The sequence below is a fragment of the Candidatus Methylomirabilota bacterium genome, from assembly GCA_035315345.1.
Classification (GTDB): domain Bacteria; phylum Methylomirabilota; class Methylomirabilia; order Rokubacteriales; family CSP1-6; genus CAMLFJ01.
The window spans coordinates 55,557-74,583 of sequence record DATFYA010000095.1 but is presented as its reverse complement, the minus strand read 5'-3'; the positions used below and the strand labels follow the sequence as shown (position 1 = coordinate 74,583).

The following is a 19,027-nucleotide window of genomic DNA, read 5'->3' as shown; positions in this document are numbered from 1 at the left end:
GCGCGCTACTTCCCGAAGGTGAAGACCGACCCCACCGAGCTCGGCACCATCTCGTTGGGCAGACGGTGCATCATGCTGGCCATCGCCTCGAGGCCGGTGCAGTGCTGCGGCACGATCCAGTCCACCTCGAGGTCGCGGAAGGCGTCGACCACGCGGGTGACCCGCTCCTCCCGCAGCCCGCTCAGATGGAAGCCGCCGATGACCGCGTGCACCTTGGGCACGCCGGTGATCCGCGCCGCGTGCCGGCAGATGCCGACGATGCCGCGATGAGAGCACGACGTCACCACCACGAGCCCGCGGCCCTTGAGATTGGCGATCAGGGTCTGCTCGCCGAGGAACGTGTCCGGGACGACCGCCCCGGCGCGCTCGACACGCAGGTTGTCGGGAATGGGCTCGAACGCCTCCTGCTCGTGCATCTCCCCGCTCAGCAGCACGCCGTCGGCGACCAGCAGCGGGGCGCGCACCGACTCCACCTGGATGTCGTAGCGCTCGATCTCGTCGCGGTGCAGGCGCCCCAGGGAGACGCGATCGGTGCCCCGCTGGGTCCAGCGCGGCAGGAAGTGATCCTCGCCCGCATAGAGGGTCATGGCCTTCTTCATCCCACGGCGATAGGTCCGGAGCATCCCGCCGAGTCCCCCCCAGTGATCGTAGTGGCCGTGGCTCAGGGCCAGCAGGTCGATCGCCCCGGGATCGAGGCCGAGCACGCGGAAGTTGTGGGTGAGCGCGGTGTCGGACGGCCCGAAGTCGAACGCGATGCGGGTGGTGTCGCGCCCGCGGGTGATCTCGACGAAATGCGCCAGCCCGTGCTCGGCGCGCAGGTCGGGCAGCTGGCGGGCCGCGAAGGCGCTGAAGCGCCGGGCCACCTTCTCGTCCTGGCGCAGGATGTCGATGTAGTTGTCCACCACGGTGGTGATGGCGACGCGGTCCACCTCGTCGAGCGATCGCATCAGTCGACCCGGCTCTCGTCGCGGTACATCACCTTGTGGCGGGAGCGGACCACGTCCATCAGCGCGTCGTAGCGCGTCCCGAGTGCGGCCGGGGGCGCCGACCGGCTAGACAGCGGCTTCCTCCTGCCACAATCCGAGCGCGCGCAGGGCCGGCTCGTCGTTGAGATGGAAGAGACAGGCGGGCGCCGAGGCCGAGCGGTTCCGGTGCTCCACCGGGTGCCACGGCGGCACCACGAATGCGTCGCCGGGCTCCCAGTCCAGCACCGCGTCGCCGACCCGGCTCTCGCCCCGGCCCTCGATCACGTAGACGATCTCGCTCACGGTGCGGCGACCGATGCGCGACTCCTCGCCCGGGCGGAGCCAGCGCGCCTCCGAGCCCATGGTGCGCAGCGGGTACTCGCCGGTGCGCGGGTTGACGTGGCGCAGGGTGACCGCGGTCCGGCGGGGCGCGGTGACCGCGAGCGAGGCCAGCGCCGCCCGCACCGTGCGCCACGGCCAGCGGATCATCGGATACTCGCCGGAGTAACCCGTTCCGTCGTAACGAGATCCCCGCGGCAGCAGGCCGGCCGCGGTGAACTCGTCCTGGGAGGAATCGGTGTCGGTGACGGGCGGCGAGGCCGGCTTCATGGTCGACGCCCAGTTCGCCTCGATGCTCCGCACCAGCGGGATGTCGAGGCCGTCGAGCCAGATCACCGGGTCGCGGCCCTCGTGGCCGTGGTCGTGCCAGCGCATCGGCGGGGTGATGATGAGGTCGCCCGGCTCCATCACGCACCTCACGCCGTCCACCGTGGTGTAGGCGCCCTGCCCCTCGACGATCAGGCGCAAGGCGGCCGCGGTGTGGTGATGACTCGGCGCGGCCTCGCCGGGCAGGATCACCTGGAAGCCGGCGTAGAGGGTGGCGGTGGCCGACACGTTGCCGGGCAGGCCGGGATTGCAGAGCACCAGCACGCGGCGCTCCGCCTGCTCGATGGGCACGAGGCGCGCGGCCTCCAGCAGTGGCCCGCGCAGCTCGCGCCAGCGCCACCGATGGGGCAGCACGCGGGTGACCCGCTCGTGCGGAAGCAGCGAGTGCAGCGCGGCCCACAGCGGGGCGAGCGAGAGCGCCTCGAGGCGCTCGGAGTAGGCGACCGGCAGCTGCTCGTCCCGGGTCGACAGCGGGCGGGAGGTCATGGCGGAGACCTCAGGATGCGTCGGAGCGCGGGCGCAGCTCGTCGCGCGCGTCGGCGAGACGGTCCGCGAGGGCGCGCACCTCGGCCAGGCGATCGGGACGGTGGACGAAACGCGAGTCGGTGGTGTAGCCGTCCCAGCTCGCCATGTAGTCGGGCTGCGAGAGTCCCAGCGCGTACTCCGAGATCTGCACCGGGTTGACGAAGTCGGCCATCACGCCGACCTCGTTGTGGAGCGGCGGCCGGTGCCCGTCCATGAAGGCGCGGAGCGCCGAGGGCTGCGGCCCGTGCGGCAGGCCGACCGGGTGCACGGTGACCATGCCCGCGCGGATCACGCCGCCGCGGCTGAAGAAGTCGCCGAAGTGGTAGCCGATCGTCTCGCAGTAGTCGAGGTTGCGGTGGAAGAACGGCAGCCACATCCCTTCCTTCTCCACCGACCGCACCGTGAAGACGCAGAGGTAGCAGCCGGGCAGCGTGAAGACGGTGTGCCCCGACGGGGGAACGTGCGAGCGGTCCGCGGTGAGGGGCCGCACGTCCTCCACCGCGAAGCGGTACGGCAGGTAGTCGCCGCGCCAGCCCACCACGTCGAAGGGATGGGTGGGGTGCACGCGACGGGTGTAGACCGAGCCGACCTTGGAGATGACCTCGAAGCGGCCCGCCTCGTTGCGGGTATCGAGCGAGCGGGGATAGCGGTAGTCGCTCCGGCTGTGGGTGATGAACCGCCCGGTGGTCGCGGCCTCCGACTTCTCCGGATCGCCGGTGAAGCTCTCGTACATCCAGTAGTAGTGCGGGCCGGCGCCAGTCTCGAAGCGATGCGGAATGCCCTTGGGCACCACCAGGAAGTCGCCCGGCCCGTACGCGATGGGACCGAAGAGCGTCTCGAGCGTGCCGTGGCCCTGGTGGACGAAGAACACGAGCGTGGCCGAGTGATGCTCGAAGAGATAGTCCATCGGCGCGGTGGGCGCGGTCACGTTCATGGCCACGGTGGCGTTGGCGACCAGGCGCGCCATGCCGCGATAGACGTCGCGCGCCTCGGGCGGCCGCGCCACACCGAGGGCGTGGTGCACGCCGCCCACCGGCTGCATCGCCGACTCCCACAGCGGCGCGAAGCCGGCGAGCGTGCCGGTCTCGCCGGGCAGCCAGTTGTTGGGCGGATAGAGATGATAGGTGTGGGTGACCTTGCCCGCGAAGCCGCCGCGGCCGTGCTCCTGCTCGTAGACGTGCTGGAGGAGGGGGCCCACGTGCGGCGCCCGCGGGACGATGCCCACCTCCGGGATCCCGCTGAAGTACTCGTACTTGTCCATGTCATCCGCCTCCGTGGTGTCCGGCGTCATTCTACCGCGGCGCCGGAAGGCGGTCACCCGCCCCATGACTCCTTGGTGTCGTGGCCGGTCGTCAGCGGCGACCTAGTCTATCGTTTCGGCCAGGGCTGGGATATATGACCTGGGTGCGCGTCGAGGTGCTGCTGACCGCGGTGGTCGGGCTGGGCGCTCTGTCCATCGACATGTTCCTGCCCTCGCTGCCCGCGATCGCCACCGCCTTCGCCGCCCCGCCCGCGACGGTGCAGCTCACGGTCACGCTCTTCCTGATGGCTTTCGCGGCGTCGCAGCTCGTCTACGGCCCGCTGTCGGACCGCTTCGGGCGGCGCTGGGTGCTCATCGCCGGCCTGGCCCTCTACGCGGCGGCCGGGCTCGCCTGCGCGCTGGCCTCCTCCATCGGCGTGCTGATCGGCGCGCGCGTGCTCCAGGCGCTCGGCGGCGGGGCCGGGCCGGTGGTCGCCCGCGCGGTCATCCGCGATCTGCACGGGCCCGAGCGCGCGGCGCGCGTCTTCTCCTACATGGCGATGGTCCAGTCGCTGAATCCCATGCTGGCTCCCGTGCTCGGCGGCTACGTGCACCAGACCTTCGGCTGGCGCGCGGTCTTCCTCGTGCTCGCCGGCGCGGGCACGTTCTTCGTGGCCCTGATGGCGGCGGGCGTCCACGAGACCAACGTGCGGCGCGATCCCTCCGCGCTGCAGCCGGGCGCGATGGGCCGCAACGTCGCCCGCCTGCTCTCCGACCGGGCCTACCTCGCCTACGTGCTGGTGAACGCGCTGATGTTCGGCGGCCAGTTCGCGTTCATCTCGGGCTCTCCGTTCGTGCTGATCGGCGTGCTCGGCGTCTCGCCGAGCGTCTTCGGGTTCTGCTTCGGCGCCGTCGCGCTCGGGATCATGACCGGCACCTTCCTGTCGAGCCGCTTCGGGACCCAGCTCGGCCTCGATCGCACGATCTTCTGCGGCACCGGCCTGGGCGCCGGGGCCGGCGTGGTGCTCGCCGCGCTGGCGTGGAGCGGGATCCTGTCGGTCGCGGCGATCGTCGCGCCGATGTACGTCTTCGCCATCGGCCTGGGCCTCACGCTGCCCAACGGCATCGCCGGCGCCATCGGGCCGTTCCCGCGCATGGCCGGCCTCGCCGCCGCGGTGGCCAGCTTCCTTCAGATGACCGGCTCGGCGCTCTACAGCGTGGCGGTCGCCCGCTTCGACGACGGAACCGCGCGGCCGATGACCACCGCCATCGCCCTGGCCGGCGTCACCGCGCTCGCCTGCTTCTGGCGTCTGCGGCTGCGTCGGCGGCGCGGCATGCTAGCATGAGCGCCATGACCGCGCGCCGCGCCAAGATCATCCGCTTCCCCACGCCGCCGCCGAAGACCGCGCCCACCGCGGGCCTGGTGGAGGCGCGGCGCTGCCGCGACCAGGCCGAAGCTCTCGTGGTCCGCGGCCTGCTCGAGAGCGAAGGAATCCACGTGGTGCTGCAGAGCCGCCTGGCCCCGTCGGTGTATCCCTTCAGCGTGGGGCATCAGGCCGAGGTGGTGCTGCTGGTGGCGGCCGCGGATCTGCCGCGGGCGCGCGCGGTGCTGAAGCGGCGGGCGTAGAGGCTTAGCCCGCCCTCAGCCCCGCCACCCCTCACCCTGCCCTCTCCCCTGAGGGGAGAGGGGGAATCGTTCGCCGGACCCTGGGGGAGAGGGTGAATCGTCAGAGGCGGAAGAGGCGGCGGGCGTTGCCGCTGGTGGTCTCGCCGAGAGCGTCGAGCGTGACCCCGCGCAGCTCGGCGACCCGCGCGGCGGTGATGGCCACCCACGCGGGCTCGTTGCGCTGGCCGCGATGGGGATGCGGCGGCAGGAACGGGCAGTCGGTCTCCAGCACCAGCCGGTCGGCCGGCACGAAGCGGGCGACGTCGGGCAGGGCTCTCGCGTTCTTGTAGGTCACCGGGCCGGCCAGCGAGATGTGCAGGCCCAGGTCGAGACAGCGGCCGGCGACCTCCACGTCGGCCGAGAAGCAGTGCATGACCCCGCCCACCTCGCCCACGCGCTCGTCGGCGAGGATCGCGAGCGCTTCCGGATGCGCGTCGCGGCAGTGGATGACCACCGGCTTGCCGAGGCGGCGCGCCATGCCGAGCTGACGCCGCCACACGGTCTCCTGCACGTCGCGGGGCGAGAGATTGCGGAAGAAATCGAGGCCCATCTCCCCGAGCGCCACGACCTTGGTCGACTCGCGCGCCAGCCGCTCCATCGCCTCGAAGTCGGCCTCGGTGGCCTCGGCCGCGTCGTGCGGATGGATGCCGACCGTGGCGTAGATGGAGCCCAGACGCTCGGCCAGCGCCACCGCGGCCGGATTCGTCTCGCGGTCGGTGCCGATGGTGACCATCGCAGTGACGCCGGCGGCACGCGCCCGCTCGAGCACGCCGTCGAGGTCGGCGAGCAGCTCGGGAAAGTGCAGGTGGGCGTGGGTATCGATCAGGGACACGCTCATGGGCTCGGCGGCTTCACCGCCTCGGCTCTCACCTTCATGATCCGCGGGCCGTCCATCTCCACGATCGTCCAGCGATGGCCGCCGGCCTCCGTCGTCGTCCCGGGCCGCGGCACCACCCCCAGACGCTGCAGGAGGAACCCCGCGATCGTCTGGTAGTCGGTCGACTCTTCGAGGGGCAGGCCCACCTGCTCCCGCAGGTCCCGGATCGCCGCGGTCCCGTCGATCATGAGCGAGCCGTCGGGCAGCCGGGACACCGACGACAGGCGGGGACTCTCGCGCTCGTCCCGGATCTCGCCCACGATCTCCTCGAGCAGGTCCTCGGTGGTCACGAGCCCGCCCACCTGCCCGTACTCGTCCACCACCAGACCGAGCTGCAGCCGGTGGCGCTGGAACTGACGGAGCACCTCGCTGACCGGCGCGCTCTCGGGCACGAACAGCGGCGGGTGCATGAGCCGGTCGAGGATCACCGGCTCGCCCAGCGCCGCGCAGCGGAACAGGTCCTTGATCACGACCACCCCGATCGTGCCCTCGATGGAGCCGCGGAAGACCGGCAGGCGGGTATGCCCCATCTCGGCCGCGCGCTTGAGGATCTGGTCCGACGGTGTCGCGACGTCCAGGCCGAGGATGTTGGGCCGCGGCACCATCACCAGGCGCACCGGGGTGTCGGTGAACTGGAAGACGCGATTGACCAGATCGCGCTCGCCCGGCTCGAACACGCCCTGCACCGTGCCCTCGCGCACGAGGTACTTCACCTCCTCCTCGGAGACGACGGGGGCGATGGGCGCATCCCGCAGGCCGAGCCCGGTCAGGATCAGCCGCGTGGCCCACGTGAGCATCCGGCTCGGTCCGGACAACACCCGCACCAGCCGGCCGATGGGCACCGCCACCATCGCGGCCCAGCGCTCCGGGTTGCGCAGCGCGAGCGCCTTCGGGGTCAGCTCGCCGATCACCAGCGACACGAACGAGATGAGCAGAACCACGATGCCCAGGGAGACCGGCCCGCCCCAGCTCTCGGCCCCGGGCAGCCCGCTGCCCTGCAGCCGGGGCGTCAGCGCCTCCACCGCGGCGGCGCCGCCGACCGCGGAGGCCAGCGTGCCGACCACCGTGATCGCGACCTGGATGGTGGCGAGGAAGCGGTCGGGATCGCGCTTCAGCTCCGCCGCCTCCGCGGCGCCCGCGACGCCCTCGCTCTTGAGCTGGCTCAGCCGGCTCGGACGCGCCGACACCAGCGCGATCTCCGACCCGGCGAAGAAGGCGTTGGCCAGGATCGACACGCCGATCAGAACGATCTCGATCCAGATGCTGTCCATCGTGGGGTCCTCACGGAGTGACGGTGAAGCGCAGACGGCCGATCAGCTGGCCCGACGCGGTGAGCACATCCACGCGGTAGTGGCCCGTGACCGGCGGCTTGAGATCGGTGTAGCGCGAGTAGGTGCGGAAGCCGTGCCGGCGCCCGCCCTGCACCGGCGTCGGCAGCGGGACCTGCGCGAGCATCGTCCGGTCTCGCCACCACACGTGACGGATCACCTGCCGGACGCCGGCCGGCGCGTACACCGCGGTGTAGGCGGCGAGCTGGCCCCAGTCCAGCACGGTGGACGACGCGAGCACGTGGTCCTCGGCGGGATCGACCGGCTCGAGATCGGCGACATCGCGCGCGACCACCGCGCGGGCCAGGAACAGCGGGGCCGGCGGCACGAGGCCCCGCGCAAACCAGATCAGGAAGATCGCCACGACGGCGGCGGCGACCGCCGTCGCGTGGGCGCGGAGCCAGCCGAATCGGCCCTCGCGGCGGAACGCGGGCGCCAGGGCCAGCGCGGACAGCACCGCGCTGCCCTCCAGCGCCAGGATGGGGCGCACGCCCACCAGCGGCAGCGCCACGTTGAGCGCGGCGAAGAACGAGAACCCGAGCAGCGCGTGGTTCAGCCAGCGCCGCGGCTCGACCAGCCGCCGGTACAGCGGGTCGACCGCGGTGACCACCGCCCCCGCCGCCACCATCGCCGGGAATATCGCGTTGGGCGAGTCGAGCGTGGCCGCCGCGTAGTAGGCCGGCAGCACGAAGAGCAGCAGGTTGTGGTACAGGGTCTGGATCGTGTAGTCGGCGGCGGTCAGCACCAGGCGCCGGCCGCGCTCGAGCAGCGGCGCGCGCAGCTGGGTGATCAGCACGAAGAGCAGCCAGAGCAGCAGCAGGTAGCCCACGATCCAGGCCACGTGGGGCAGGCCGCGGCGGAAGACGAACAGCGCGGCCACGCCGAGCGCCAGCGAAGCGATCGAGATCGGCCAGCCGCCGAGCCAGCCCACGACCGGCAGCCGCGGGGTGGGCGTCCGGTCGGGCTCGGTCACGTGGCCACGGGCTCGGTCGGCGCCGGGATCCCCTGCCTTCGCCAGTAGAAGAGGAAGAGCGCGATCGTGAAGAGGGACTGACCGACCGCGAGCGCGCAGTCGAAGAGGACCCGCACCACGAAGTGATTGGCGCCGGGCACCATCCGGACCAGCTGGCCGCCGACCACCGCGAGCCCGAAGATCAGCGCGAAGATGACGGTGGCCGTTCCGAAGATGGTCCACCGCTGGCCGGCGGTCAGCTCGGCGGCCTGGCGCCACACCGTGATCGGCGAGCCGCCGCCCAGCACCACCGCCGAATCGACCACCGCGAACCGCACCAGCAGCAGCACGATGGCCACCGACACCGCCAGCAGCACGAGCCCGCCCATCAGCTGGATCGCCGGCGCGGCTCCGTAGACCGCGAGCCAGCCCAGCGACGGCAGCAGCAGGACCCACAGGATCATGAACCGGACCAGCATGAGACGGGGCCACGCGCCGAATCCCTCGGCCAGCACCTGCCAGTAGCCGGCGGGCACGCCCTGCTTGATGCGCGCGAGCGCCGACAGCATCGCGCTCACCACGAAGGGATCGAGCACCACCTGGGCGGTCAGCACGATGCGCAGCGCGCGGCCGACTGCATCCTCGCCGGGCTCGAAGAACTCGAGATAGTTCAGCAGCACGTGCACCGGCAGCCAGACGGTCAGCGACAGCAGCGTGAACAGGTACAGGTGGCGGCCGAGGAGGCGGAAGGTCTCCCCGAGGACGGCGCGCACTACCGGCGGGGAGCGGCCGGGCGCGCCACCGGCCCGCCGCCACGAGGTGAGGGAATCATGGAGCCATAGGCTACATCGTCGGATACCTCGGGGGCCACCTCCCAGTGCAGAGCAGCAACCCCGGTGCCACCGGGAAACGCCGCGCGTACGCGATCGAACGCCCGCCCGCCGGCAATGGTTACCGCGTCATCTCTTCGCCCCGTCGTCCGATGACCGGCCATGTCTGGCGGCGCTGCGCGGCACATGCCTTGCTGCTCTCATCGAGCGAGAGGAGAGTCGATGAACCCACATCAGCTGGCGGTGGTGACCGGGGCTTCCAGTGGCATCGGCTACGAGCTGGCGCGCTGCAGTGTCCGCCACGGCTTCGATCTGCTGATCGCGGCCGACGAGCCGGACATCCATCGGGCGGCCCAGGAGCTGCGCGGAATGAATGCGGAGGTGGAGACCGTCGAGGCAGATCTGGCGACCGAGGCGGGCGGCGACGCGCTCTGGGGGGCGATCGCCGGCCGACCGGTCGCCGCTTTACTGGCCAACGCCGGGCACGGCCTCGGGGGCGCGTTCCTCGAGCAGGACTTCGCAGCGGCCCGGCACGTCATCGACACCAACATCACCGGCACGCTGCGCCTGATCCAGCTCGTGGGCCGCGACATGGTCGCTCGGCGGTCGGGCCGGATCCTGATCACCGGATCGATCGCCGGCTTCATCCCGGGCTCCTTCTCGGCGGTCTACAACGGCACGAAGGCGTTCATCGACGAGATCGCGGATTCGGGCATCACCGTCACGTGCCTGATGCCGGGCGCGACCGACACCCGGTTCTTCGCCCGCGCCGGCATGCTGGACACGAAGGTGGGCCGTGAGGAGAAGGACGATCCCGCGGACGTCGCGAAGATCGGCTTCGACGCGATGATGAGCGGCGAGCGCGACGTGGTGAGCGGCTGGAAGAACAAGGTGCAGACTGCAGTGGCCAGCATCACGCCGGCCTCGCTTCTCGCGGCACAGCATCGCAAGAAGGCCGAGCCGGGCTCCGGGCGGGACGAGTAGAAATTGCCGGGTAGGCTTTCCCTGCTTCGCACGGTCGGGAGCCGCGCCCGAGCGGCCGGCGGGGCCGCGGCGGCCGCGGTGTGTCTCTCCGGCTGCGGCGGGCACTCCGTTCTCCGGTCCTTCTCCACCGAGGCGAGCGCGCTGGCTTGGCTCACCGGCGTGTTCTTCGTCGTGACCCTTGCGGTGTTCGCCGCGGTCAGCCTGGCGCTGCTGGCAATCCTGCTGAAGCGACGAGCGGTGCTGAGCCCGCTTCAGGGCCCGCCACCGGGCGACGTCGTTGCGGCCGCCGATGACCGCCGGCCGTTCCGCGCGGTCATGGTGAGCGGCGTCGCGACCGCGGTCATCCTGGCCGGCCTCCTCTGGCTCAGCCTGGGACCCGGACACCCGGCCGCGCGCCCCGCGGCGCTCAGCATCGACGTCGTTGGACATCTCTGGTGGTGGGAGTTTCGCTACCGGGCTCGAGCCGGCGCAGAGCCGGTCGTCACCGCCAACGAGCTGCGTCTTCCGCAGAACCGCACGACGCTCCTCGACCTGCGGTCCGCCGACGTGATCCACAGCTTCTGGGTTCCCGCGCTCGGGGGCAAGGCGGACCTGGTGCCCGGCCATCCTGGCCGGATCCAGATCACGCCGCGCCGTGCGGGCAGGCTCATCGGTGTCTGCGCGGAGTTCTGCGGACTGGAACACGCGCGCATGCGCTTCCCGGTGTACGTCGATCCGCCCGACGCCTTCGACGCCTGGCTGCGCGCCCAGGCGTCACCCGGCGCGCACCCGGGCTCGCCGGAGGAGCAGGACGGACACGATCTGTTCATGGCCTCGGCGTGCGTCGGCTGCCACGCGATCCGGGGCACCGCGGCGGTGGCCACCTTGGGGCCCGACCTGACCCACCTGGCGAGCCGGGGCACGCTGGCCGCGGGCACGCTGACCAACACGCCCGCGCACCTCGCCGAGTGGCTGGCGGCACCGCAGCACAGCAAGCCGGGCACACTGATGCCGGCGGCCGGCGTGTCCGGGCCCGCGCTCGAGCACCTGGTCGCCTACCTCGAGAGCCTCCGATGACGGAGACCGAGTGGCTCCACCGCAGCTGGGGCAGCCGGCCGGGCCTCATCGGATGGCTCACCGAGGTCGACCACAAGCGGATCGCCATCCGTTACATCCTCACCGCGCTGGGCTTCTTCGTCCTGGCCGGCGTCCTCGCGCTCCTGGTGCGGCTGCAGCTCGCGGTGCCGAACAACCGGCTGCTCGGTCCCGCGACCTACAACGCCGTCTTCACCATGCACGGCACCGCCATGATGTTCCTGTTCGCGGTGCCGGTGATGCAGGGCATGGGGCTCTACCTGGTGCCGCTGATGATCGGCACCCGGAACGTGGCCTTTCCGCGCCTGAACCTGTTCGGCTACTACACGTTCCTGTTCGGCGGCTGCTTCCTGTTCGCGAGCCTGTTGCTGCGGACCGCCCCGCAGGCGGGCTGGTTCAGCTACGTGCCGCTCGCGTCCCTGCGGTTCGCGCCCGAGAAGGGCGTCGACATCTGGGCGCAGACGATCACCTTCACCGAGCTGGCCGCCCTGGTCGCCGCGGTGGAGATCGCGGTCACCGCGCTGAAGCTGCGCGCGCCCGGCATGTCGCTCGGGCGCATGCCGATCGTGGTGTGGTCGATGCTCGTGATGTCGGTGATGGTGATCCTCGCGATGCCCGCCATCATGGTGGCGAGCAGCCTGCTCGCGATGGACCGGCTGGTCTCGACTCACTTCTTTACCCTGGACCTGGGCGGCGACGTCATCCTGTGGCAGCACCTGTTCTGGTTCTTCGGGCATCCCGAGGTCTACATCATCTTCGTGCCCGCCCTCGGCTTCGTATCTCAGCTGGTCGTCACCTTCACGCGCCGGTCGATCGTCGGCTACCGTACGATCGTGGCCTCGCTCATCGCCACCGGCGCCATCGGCTTCACGCTCTGGGCACATCACATGTTCGCGGCCGGTCTCTCGCACGCGCAGGGCGTCTTCTTCATGGCCGCGAGCATGACCATCGCGATCCCCACCGGCCTCCAGATCTTCTGCTGGCTCGCCACCATGTGGGCGGGGCGGCCCGTATTTCGGACGCCGTTCCTCTTCGTGATCGCGTTCTTCCTGACCTTCGTGCTGGGCGGCCTCACCGGCGTGGTCCTCGCCTCCGTCCCGATCGATCTCCAGCTGCACGACACGTTCTTCGTCGTGGCGCACCTGCACTACGTCCTCATCGGCGGCGCGCTCTTCCCCTTGCTCGGCGCGCTCTGGTACTGGCTGCCGAAGATGAGCGGGCGGCGGATGCCGGAGCCGGCCGGCCGCGCCAGCGTGGCGCTGCTCGTCCTGGGCTTCCACGTGACGTTCTTCCCGATGCACGTCCTGGGTGTGCAGGGCATGCCGCGCCGGGTCTCCACCTACGCCGCCGAGACCGGCTGGGCCACCCTCAACCTGACCGCCACCGCCGGAGCCTTCCTCCTCGCCGCCGGCCTGCTGGTCTACGGCGCCGCGGTCGCCTGGGGCCTGCGCCGCGGCCGCCTCGCCGGCCCCGATCCGTGGGGCGCGGACAGCCTGGAATGGGGCACCGCCTCTCCACCGCCCGCGTTCAATCACGCCCCGCTGCCGTGCGTGACGTCGGCCTACCCGCGCTGGAGCCCGCCGGCTCCGGTCGTGGAGGGGCTGCGATGCGATCAGCGCGAGCTGCTGGTCACCTCCGCGGGCGCGGCGCGGCCGTCGCACCGGACGACGCTGGACGGGCCCGCGATCTCGCCGCTGCTGCTCGGCGTGGCCACCGCCGCCACGCTGGTCGGCGTCGTGTTCACCCCGTGGGCGATCGTGTGGGGAACGCCGTGCTGCTTCGCCGCGCTCACCGTGTGGTTCTGGCCATGGACACGACATCTCTGATCCACGCCGACGCCGACGACGCGCGGGTCGGCGTCGATGCCCGCGCCCTGCCCCGCACCGCGTGGGGGCACGCCACCCCGATCTGGTGGGGCATGTGGAGCGTGATGGTCATCGAGGGCACGGTGCTGCTCCTGCTCGCCACCGTCTATCTCTACCTCCGACGCCTGGCGCCGCTCTGGCCGCCCGCCGGGATCCGGCCGCCGGCCCTCGGCGCCGCGACGGCCAACGCCATGGTCCTCGTGGCGAGCCTGATCCCCACATTCGGCCTGCATCGCGCGGCCCGGCGCCGGAACCGGCGCGCGGTCGGTTGGTATCTGGCGGTGGCCACGATGCTCACCCTGGTGAGCATCGCGTTGAGGGGGGTGGAGTTCGCCCACGCGAACGTGTGGTGGCACACCAACGCCTACGGCTCGATCGTGTGGACGATCCTGGGCGCCCATGCCAGCCACCTGATCGCCGCCGCGCTGGAAGATCTGCTCCTGTGCGCGCTCGTCTTCTTCGGCGCCATGGAGCCCAAGCACTTCGTGAGCATCACGGTCAGCGCGATCTACTCGTACTTCGTGGTGGCGGCCTGGCTGCCGCTCTATCTCCTTGTGTACTGGCTGCCGCGGCCGTGAAGCGTCTCCTGCACGTCGCCCTCGGCATCCTGACGAGCGTCGGCGGGTTCCTGGAGATCGGCTCCATCGTGACCGCCATGCAGGCGGGCGCCGAGTTCGGCTTCCGGCTCCTCTGGGTGGTGGCGCTCGGGACGCTCTGCGCGATCAGCCTCACCGAGATGGCCGGGCGGTTCTCCGCGGTGAGCCAGCGCACGCTCGGCGACGCCCTCCGCGAGCGTTTCGGCGCTCGGGTGTTCGGGCTGGTCGTGCTCGGCGTGGGCGTCACGAGCGTGCTGGTCCTGGGCGCCGAGCTGACCGGCCTCGCGATCGCCACCGAGCTGGCCACCGGCGTGTCGTTCCGCCTCTGGGGCCTGCCCATCGCCTTCCTGGTCTGGCTGATCCTCTGGAAGGGCAAGTTCGGCGTCATCGAGTACGGGGTGGCCGGGCTCGGGCTGGTGACCCTGTCGTTCCTCGTGGCGGCCTTCCGTGTCGATCCGCCGGGACCGGCCATGGCGGCCGGGCTGCTGCCGTCGCTGCCCGCCGAGCCCGACGGCCGCTACTGGTTCCTCGCGGTGAGCATTCTCGGCGCCACCCTCACGCCGTATCTCTTCTACTTCTACTCGTCCGGGGCCATCGAAGACGAATGGACGATCGCGGAGCTGAGCGCCAACCGGATCGTGGCCGCGGTCGGCATGCTGTTCGGCGGGGTCCTCGCCGGCGCGGTCCTGGTGGTCGCCGCGATGGTGATGCCCGACATGCGGATCGAAGACTACGCGGCGTTGCCGCTGGTGCTGTCGCGCGTGTTCGGGCGCACCGGATTCTGGCTCTTCGTCGCCTCGCTCTGGATCGGCTGTCTGGGCGCCGCGCTCGAGATCACCCTGGCCATCACCTACCTGCTCGCCCAGGGCTACAACTGGAGATGGGGTGAGAACCTTCGGCCGCGCGAGGCCTCGCGCTTCGTGCTCACGTACACCGCGCTGGTCGCGGTCGGCGTCTGCTTCACGCTGGCCGGCGTGGACGCGCTCCAGCTGACGAATCTGGCCATGGCGCTCACCGCGGCGGTCTTGCCCCTGGCGCTCTCGCCGCTGCTGCTGCTGATGAACGATCGCCGCTACCTCGGTCGCCACGCCAACGGGTGGCTGGCCAACGGCTTCGCGGTGGTCATCGTCGCGGTCTCGCTCGCGCTGGCGGTCGTATCCATCCCGCTGGCCATTGCGGGCGGCTGATGGACATCCGGCGCGACCTGCTCGACATGCCCCTGATCGGCGCGGACGGCGAGCCGATGGGCCGGGTCGACGGTGTGATCGCCTCGTACACCGACGGCCGCCCGCTGCGGCTGGTCTGGGTCGAGATCGGCGGGGCCACGTTCGCCCGTCGCATCCATCCGCGCCTGGAACGGTGGACGCGCGCCCTGGCGCGGCGATTCAGCCCCTCGCGCGGCCGCGTGTGCCGCATCCCGCTCTCCGCCATCCGGACGTTCGGCAAGCGCCTCAAGCTCCGCGACGACCAGGCCGCGTGGCCCGCGCAGGTATGGGAGCGATGGCTTCGCCACAAGGTGGTCGAGCGCATCCCGGGCAGCTGACCGCGATGAGACGCGAGATCCGAGTCGATCTGTTGCTGGGCCGGGTGGTGCGCGACGCCGCGGGACGGCGCGTTGGACGCATCGAGGACATGCGGGTCGCACGCGACGGCCGCGACTGGATCGTGACGCACTTCCTCCTGGGGCCGGTCGGCTGGAGGCAGCGGCTGTCTCCGACGGGGCTCCGCCTGCGATGGCACACGCTCCGCGGCACCCAGCGCGCGGCGCTGAGGCGGGTCCGCTGGGACGCGCTCGATCTGTCCGATCCGGCGCGACCACAGCTGCGCTGATCGCGCGGCGCGTCGCGCACATCGGGCCGGTCGAAACGACCGGGCGGAGCGGACGTTCCGCTCCGCGCTCCGCGGAATCGTTGAAGGGTGGAGGAGACCGGCGAGGCACGTGCCTTGCTCCTCATCAAGGCACAACGCTACGAGGTGCGACGCTACCGAACGCGGGGAGGACTCGATGACGACCAGCCAGCTCGTGCCGTCGACCGAACAGCTCGGGGATCTCGCGCGCGCGCCGTGGGCCTCGTCTCGCAGCCGGCCCTCACTCACCGCGCTCGCCGCGGGAGCGGTCGGTGGGCTCTACGGGGCCGCCGCCATGAGCGTGCTCCGTCTCTACGCGCGACGGATCGGGCTGATCGACGAGATGGTGCCGGAGTTCATCGAAGAATGGCTGCTGGGCGATCCGGATTCCGCCTCGGCGGAGGACAACGCCCGCCGTCACGTGTCTCATCAGGCGCTGCACCTGGCCTACGGCGCGGGGTGGGGCGCGCTGGCCGGGCCGGTGCTGGCCAAGCGCGAACGCGGCAGCCTGCTTCCCGGGGTGGGCTTCGGGCTGGCGCTCTGGGCGATCGGGCTCGTCGGCCTGCTGCCCCGCCACCGTCGCGGTCGGAAGAGCTGGGAAGCGACCGCTCCCGCCCAGGCCGTCAACGTGCTGGCCCACACCTTGTTCGGGATCGCGGTGCAGCTGGCCGCCCAGGAGGTGTGGGTCAGGCCGCGCCGCGAGCGGAACTCGCGGATCGGCTGAGCGCGGCTGCGGCCGCTACTTCACGCGCGAGCCCGAGGGCACGTCCTTGTCGAGGGTGAGGAGCGACACCGTGCCCTCGTGCGAGGCGGCCAGGACCATGCCGTTGGACTCGACGCCCATCAGGGTGGCCGGCTGAAGATTGGCGACGATCACCACTTTCCGGCCGACGAGGCTCGCCGGCTCGTAGTGCTCGGCCACGCCGGCGACCAGCGTGCGGGTCTCGTCCCCCACCTGGATCGTGAGGTTGAGCAGCTTCTTCGACTTCGGCAGGCGCTCGGCGGCCAGCACTTCGGCGACGCGTAGCTCGACCTTCTGGAAGTCGGCGATCGGGATCTTGCCGCCGCTCCCCTCACTGCCGCTCCCCTCGGCCTGCCCTCTCCCCTCGCCCTGAGGGGTGCCGGACCGAGGGGCTTTCGTATCGACGCGCGGAAACAAGCCGGACACCCGGCTCACCCGCGGCACCGCGCCCAGCCGCCCCACCACCGCGTCCGCCAGCACCGGCACCTCGCCGCGGCCGAGGCCCTCGCGGATCTTCCGCGCCGCGTCCGGCAGGAAGGGATCCAGCAAGATGCCGAGGAACCCGAGCGAGTCGGCAAGCGTGCACAGGACGCGCTCGAGGCGGGGTCGTCGGGCCGGGTCCTTGGCCAGGGCCCAGGGCGCGCTGCCGTCCACGTAGCGGTTCACGGTGCCGATGAACGCCCAGAGGCCGGCCAGCGCCTTCTGGAATGCGAAGTCGCGCATCGCCTGCTCGACCGCCACCCGCGCCGCGGCCGCGGCCTCCACGATCTCCCGGTCCGCGGCCTCGAGCGGCGCGGTCACCCGCCCGATGGGGCCGGCGGCGGCGATCAGCGTGGTCGCCCGGCTCACCAGGTTGCCCAGGTCGTTGGCCAGGTCCGCGTTCAGCCGCTCGACCAGCGCCTCCTCGCTGAAGCTGGCGTCGAGCCCGAAGCTCATCTCGCGAAGCAGGAAGTAGCGGAACGCGTCGTGGCCATACTTGTCGGTGAGCTGGAAGGCCTCCACCACGTTGCCGATGGACTTCGACATCTTGCTGCCGCCCAGCGACCAGTAGCCGTGGACGTGGAGGTGCCGATAGAGCGGGATACCGGCCGCCTTCAGCATGGTGGGCCAGTACACCCCGTGGGGCTTCAGGATGTCCTTGCCGATCAGGTGCTCGACGTGCGCCCAGAGCCCGCGCGTCTTCTCCTGTGGCGGCTCCGCGACCGCCGAGTAGTAATTGAGCAGCGCATCGAACCAGACGTAGGTCACGTACTGGTCGTCGAAGGGCAGCGGGATACCCCACACCACGCGCGACTTCGGCCGGCTGATCGACAGATCCTGGAGCGGCTCGCGGAGGAAGCCCAGCACCTCGTTGCGGTACCGCTCGGGCTGGATGAAGTCCGGGTGCTCCTCGAGATGCTTGATCAGCCAGTCCTGGTGCTTCGACATCTTGAAGAAGTAGTTCTTCTCCTTGATGAAGGTCAGCGCGGTCTGGTGATCGGGGCACTTGCCGTCCACGATCTCCTTCTCGGTGTAGAAGCGCTCGCACCCGTAGCAGTACCAGCCGCCGTACTCGCCGAAGTAGATCTCCCCCGCGTCGAAGAGCCGCTGCAGGACCTCCTGCACGACCTTCTGGTGCCGCGGCTCGGTGGTGCGGATGAAATCGTCGTTGGTGATGCCGAGGCGGCGCCAGGTTTCCTCGAACACGGCCGCGATCTCGTCCGCGTAGGCCTGCGGCGTCTTCCCGGCCTTGGCCGCCACCTGCGCGATCCGCTCACCATGCTCGTCGGTGCCGGTGAGGAAATAGACGCGGTCGCCCGCGAGCCGGTGATAGCGGCACATCGCGTCGGCCATGATGGTGGTGCACGCGTGACCCAGATGCGGCCGCGCGTTGACGTAGTAGATCGGAGTGGTGAGGTAGAAGGTGCCCATGCCCGGGGTGGCCGGCCCCTCAGGCCGGCTTGATGTGGTCGCGGCCCTCCCAGGTGAGCTGGGCGAGCGGGACCTCGGCCTCGGTGCCGTCCGGGAACCCGACGATCACCGACTGCTTCAGGACTCGGAGCGAGCGCACCTTGCCGGTCATGCAGCCGCCTCCGCCGCAATCGGCCGAGCAGGCGCTGTTGACCCGCGGCAGCCGCGAGCGCAGCTCCTCGTAGGTCGAGAACTCGTAGAGCAGGCAACACTTGAGCCGGCCGCAGTTGCCGAGCAGCCGGCTGTCGGTCAGCGGCATGTCCTGCGCCTTGGCCATCTTCACCGAGATCGGGTCGAACTTGCGCAGGTGCGACGAGCAGCACAGCTGACGGCCGCACGGCCCGATCCCGTCGAGCAGCTTGGTGGTGTCGCGCGCGCCGATCTGGCGCATCTCGATGCGGGCGTGGAACTCGCGGGCCAGGTCGCGCACGAGGTCGCGGAAATCCACGCGCTCCTCGGAGTTGAAGAACACCACCACCCGGCGGCGCGAGGGCTCGATCTCCACGTCCACGATCTTCATGGCGAGGGATCGGCCGCGGGCCAGCCGCTGCGCGGCCTCGACGCCTCTGACCTCTCGGGCGCGCCGCTCGCGCCAGTCGGTCTCCTCGCCGGAGGTGGCGCGGCGGACGACGCGACGGTACATGCGGCCCCGCTTGAACTCGGGGATGTCGCGTCGGGGACGGCGCACCTCTCCCACGGTGGTGCCGCCGCCCGTCTCCACCACCACGAAGTCGCCGACGTGCAGATCCGTCTCGGTGGTCTGGTAGTCCTCGGCCAGCACCGGCTCGCGCAGCCGCACCCCGACGAGGTAGCGAGGCGCCTCGTCCACCACCGGCTCCGTCGTGACGGTCGGCTCGATCGAATCGCTCATTGGGTCTCGCTCATGGGGAATCTCACTCATGGGGGTCTCGCTCATGGC

General features: G+C 71.0%; 19 protein-coding genes. 10 read left to right on the top strand and 9 right to left on the bottom strand.

What is annotated here, in order from left to right; translation table 11 throughout:
* Window positions 1-5 precede the first annotated feature (5 nt).
* The 3 genes from VKN16_12880 to VKN16_12870 all read right to left on the bottom strand — a co-directional run bounded on the left by VKN16_12880 (window position 6) and on the right by VKN16_12870 (window position 3,417).
* Window positions 6-947: an MBL fold metallo-hydrolase gene (locus VKN16_12880; GenBank protein ID HME95098.1), complete on the bottom strand. Its 942-nt coding sequence runs from the start codon at window positions 945-947 to the stop codon at window positions 6-8.
* A 105-nt stretch (window positions 948-1,052) separates the two neighbouring features.
* A complete protein-coding gene (locus tag VKN16_12875) occupies window positions 1,053-2,117 on the bottom strand; it encodes a cupin domain-containing protein (GenBank protein ID HME95097.1) in 1,065 nt (354 codons plus the stop codon).
* 10 nt (window positions 2,118-2,127) lie between these two features.
* Complete coding sequence (locus VKN16_12870) at window positions 2,128-3,417, bottom strand: homogentisate 1,2-dioxygenase (protein HME95096.1); 1,290 nt, start codon at window positions 3,415-3,417, stop codon at window positions 2,128-2,130.
* 134 nt (window positions 3,418-3,551) lie between these two features.
* Between VKN16_12870 and VKN16_12865 the strand changes: the two genes are divergently transcribed.
* Both VKN16_12865 and VKN16_12860 read left to right on the top strand, forming a co-directional pair.
* Window positions 3,552-4,742 carry a multidrug effflux MFS transporter gene (locus tag VKN16_12865; GenBank protein HME95095.1) on the top strand — a complete coding sequence of 397 codons (1,191 nt, stop codon included), beginning with the start codon at window positions 3,552-3,554 and terminating at the stop codon, window positions 4,740-4,742.
* A gap of 5 nt (window positions 4,743-4,747) precedes the next feature.
* The gene (locus VKN16_12860; protein HME95094.1) at window positions 4,748-5,023 is read left to right on the top strand and encodes a DUF2007 domain-containing protein; all 276 of its coding nucleotides are present in this window, start codon (window positions 4,748-4,750) and stop codon (window positions 5,021-5,023) included.
* 100 nt (window positions 5,024-5,123) lie between these two features.
* Here VKN16_12860 and VKN16_12855 read toward each other — a convergent pair whose 3' ends face one another.
* Genes VKN16_12855 through VKN16_12840 form a run of 4 tightly spaced genes read right to left on the bottom strand, consistent with a single transcriptional unit; the run spans window position 5,124 to window position 8,992 of the window.
* The gene (locus tag VKN16_12855) at window positions 5,124-5,900 is read right to left on the bottom strand and encodes a TatD family hydrolase (protein HME95093.1); all 777 of its coding nucleotides are present in this window, start codon (window positions 5,898-5,900) and stop codon (window positions 5,124-5,126) included.
* A complete protein-coding gene (locus VKN16_12850) occupies window positions 5,897-7,210 on the bottom strand; it encodes a hemolysin family protein (GenBank protein HME95092.1) in 1,314 nt (437 codons plus the stop codon). The genes VKN16_12855 and VKN16_12850 overlap by 4 nt, the downstream gene beginning before the upstream one ends.
* Window positions 7,211-7,220: 10 nt before the next feature.
* On the bottom strand, window positions 7,221-8,240 hold the full coding sequence (locus VKN16_12845) for a DUF5924 family protein (protein ID HME95091.1): 1,020 nt from the start codon (window positions 8,238-8,240) through the stop codon (window positions 7,221-7,223).
* Window positions 8,237-8,992, bottom strand: coding sequence for a hypothetical protein (locus VKN16_12840; GenBank protein ID HME95090.1), 756 nt, complete (start codon window positions 8,990-8,992; stop codon window positions 8,237-8,239). The genes VKN16_12845 and VKN16_12840 overlap by 4 nt, the downstream gene beginning before the upstream one ends.
* Window positions 8,993-9,271: 279 nt before the next feature.
* Between VKN16_12840 and VKN16_12835 the strand changes: the two genes are divergently transcribed.
* From VKN16_12835 to VKN16_12800, 8 genes are all read left to right on the top strand, one after another.
* Window positions 9,272-10,033: an SDR family NAD(P)-dependent oxidoreductase gene (locus tag VKN16_12835; GenBank protein ID HME95089.1), complete on the top strand. Its 762-nt coding sequence runs from the start codon at window positions 9,272-9,274 to the stop codon at window positions 10,031-10,033.
* A gap of 78 nt (window positions 10,034-10,111) precedes the next feature.
* On the top strand, window positions 10,112-11,089 hold the full coding sequence (locus tag VKN16_12830; protein ID HME95088.1) for a c-type cytochrome: 978 nt from the start codon (window positions 10,112-10,114) through the stop codon (window positions 11,087-11,089).
* On the top strand, window positions 11,086-12,933 hold the full coding sequence (locus tag VKN16_12825; protein ID HME95087.1) for a cbb3-type cytochrome c oxidase subunit I: 1,848 nt from the start codon (window positions 11,086-11,088) through the stop codon (window positions 12,931-12,933). The genes VKN16_12830 and VKN16_12825 overlap by 4 nt, the downstream gene beginning before the upstream one ends.
* Window positions 12,915-13,550, top strand: coding sequence for a cytochrome c oxidase subunit 3 (locus tag VKN16_12820; protein HME95086.1), 636 nt, complete (start codon window positions 12,915-12,917; stop codon window positions 13,548-13,550). The genes VKN16_12825 and VKN16_12820 overlap by 19 nt, the downstream gene beginning before the upstream one ends.
* A complete protein-coding gene (locus tag VKN16_12815; protein ID HME95085.1) occupies window positions 13,547-14,755 on the top strand; it encodes a divalent metal cation transporter in 1,209 nt (402 codons plus the stop codon). Before VKN16_12820 ends, VKN16_12815 begins: the two co-directional genes overlap by 4 nt.
* Window positions 14,755-15,111, top strand: a complete 357-nt coding sequence (locus tag VKN16_12810) for a hypothetical protein (protein HME95084.1) — start codon at window positions 14,755-14,757, stop codon at window positions 15,109-15,111. The genes VKN16_12815 and VKN16_12810 overlap by 1 nt, the downstream gene beginning before the upstream one ends.
* A gap of 5 nt (window positions 15,112-15,116) precedes the next feature.
* Window positions 15,117-15,398 carry a hypothetical protein gene (locus VKN16_12805; GenBank protein HME95083.1) on the top strand — a complete coding sequence of 94 codons (282 nt, stop codon included), beginning with the start codon at window positions 15,117-15,119 and terminating at the stop codon, window positions 15,396-15,398.
* Between the two features lie 175 nt (window positions 15,399-15,573).
* Window positions 15,574-16,140, top strand: coding sequence for a hypothetical protein (locus VKN16_12800; protein HME95082.1), 567 nt, complete (start codon window positions 15,574-15,576; stop codon window positions 16,138-16,140).
* Between the two features lie 15 nt (window positions 16,141-16,155).
* Here VKN16_12800 and metG read toward each other — a convergent pair whose 3' ends face one another.
* Both metG and ricT read right to left on the bottom strand, forming a co-directional pair.
* The gene (gene metG / locus VKN16_12795) at window positions 16,156-18,069 is read right to left on the bottom strand and encodes a methionine--tRNA ligase (protein ID HME95081.1); all 1,914 of its coding nucleotides are present in this window, start codon (window positions 18,067-18,069) and stop codon (window positions 16,156-16,158) included.
* Between the two features lie 19 nt (window positions 18,070-18,088).
* Window positions 18,089-18,979, bottom strand: coding sequence for a regulatory iron-sulfur-containing complex subunit RicT (ricT, locus tag VKN16_12790; protein HME95080.1), 891 nt, complete (start codon window positions 18,977-18,979; stop codon window positions 18,089-18,091).
* Between the last annotated feature and the right edge of the window lie 48 nt (window positions 18,980-19,027).

What these genes read in the sequence shown, in the direction of transcription:
- VKN16_12880 (HME95098.1), bottom strand. Translation starts at nt 947, where the DNA reads ATGCGATCGCTCGACGAGGTGGACCGCGTCGCCATCACCACCGTGGTG.
- VKN16_12875 (HME95097.1), bottom strand. Translation starts at nt 2,117, where the DNA reads ATGACCTCCCGCCCGCTGTCGACCCGGGACGAGCAGCTGCCGGTCGCC.
- VKN16_12870 (HME95096.1), bottom strand. Translation starts at nt 3,417, where the DNA reads ATGGACAAGTACGAGTACTTCAGCGGGATCCCGGAGGTGGGCATCGTC.
- VKN16_12865 (HME95095.1), top strand. Translation starts at nt 3,552, where the DNA reads ATGACCTGGGTGCGCGTCGAGGTGCTGCTGACCGCGGTGGTCGGGCTG.
- VKN16_12860 (HME95094.1), top strand. Translation starts at nt 4,748, where the DNA reads ATGACCGCGCGCCGCGCCAAGATCATCCGCTTCCCCACGCCGCCGCCG.
- VKN16_12855 (HME95093.1), bottom strand. Translation starts at nt 5,900, where the DNA reads ATGAGCGTGTCCCTGATCGATACCCACGCCCACCTGCACTTTCCCGAG.
- VKN16_12850 (HME95092.1), bottom strand. Translation starts at nt 7,210, where the DNA reads ATGGACAGCATCTGGATCGAGATCGTTCTGATCGGCGTGTCGATCCTG.
- VKN16_12835 (HME95089.1), top strand. Translation starts at nt 9,272, where the DNA reads ATGAACCCACATCAGCTGGCGGTGGTGACCGGGGCTTCCAGTGGCATC.
- VKN16_12825 (HME95087.1), top strand. Translation starts at nt 11,086, where the DNA reads ATGACGGAGACCGAGTGGCTCCACCGCAGCTGGGGCAGCCGGCCGGGC.
- VKN16_12820 (HME95086.1), top strand. Translation starts at nt 12,915, where the DNA reads ATGGACACGACATCTCTGATCCACGCCGACGCCGACGACGCGCGGGTC.
- VKN16_12810 (HME95084.1), top strand. Translation starts at nt 14,755, where the DNA reads ATGGACATCCGGCGCGACCTGCTCGACATGCCCCTGATCGGCGCGGAC.
- VKN16_12805 (HME95083.1), top strand. Translation starts at nt 15,117, where the DNA reads ATGAGACGCGAGATCCGAGTCGATCTGTTGCTGGGCCGGGTGGTGCGC.
- VKN16_12800 (HME95082.1), top strand. Translation starts at nt 15,574, where the DNA reads ATGACGACCAGCCAGCTCGTGCCGTCGACCGAACAGCTCGGGGATCTC.
- metG (HME95081.1), bottom strand. Translation starts at nt 18,069, where the DNA reads ATGGGCACCTTCTACCTCACCACTCCGATCTACTACGTCAACGCGCGG.
- ricT (HME95080.1), bottom strand. Translation starts at nt 18,979, where the DNA reads ATGAGCGATTCGATCGAGCCGACCGTCACGACGGAGCCGGTGGTGGAC.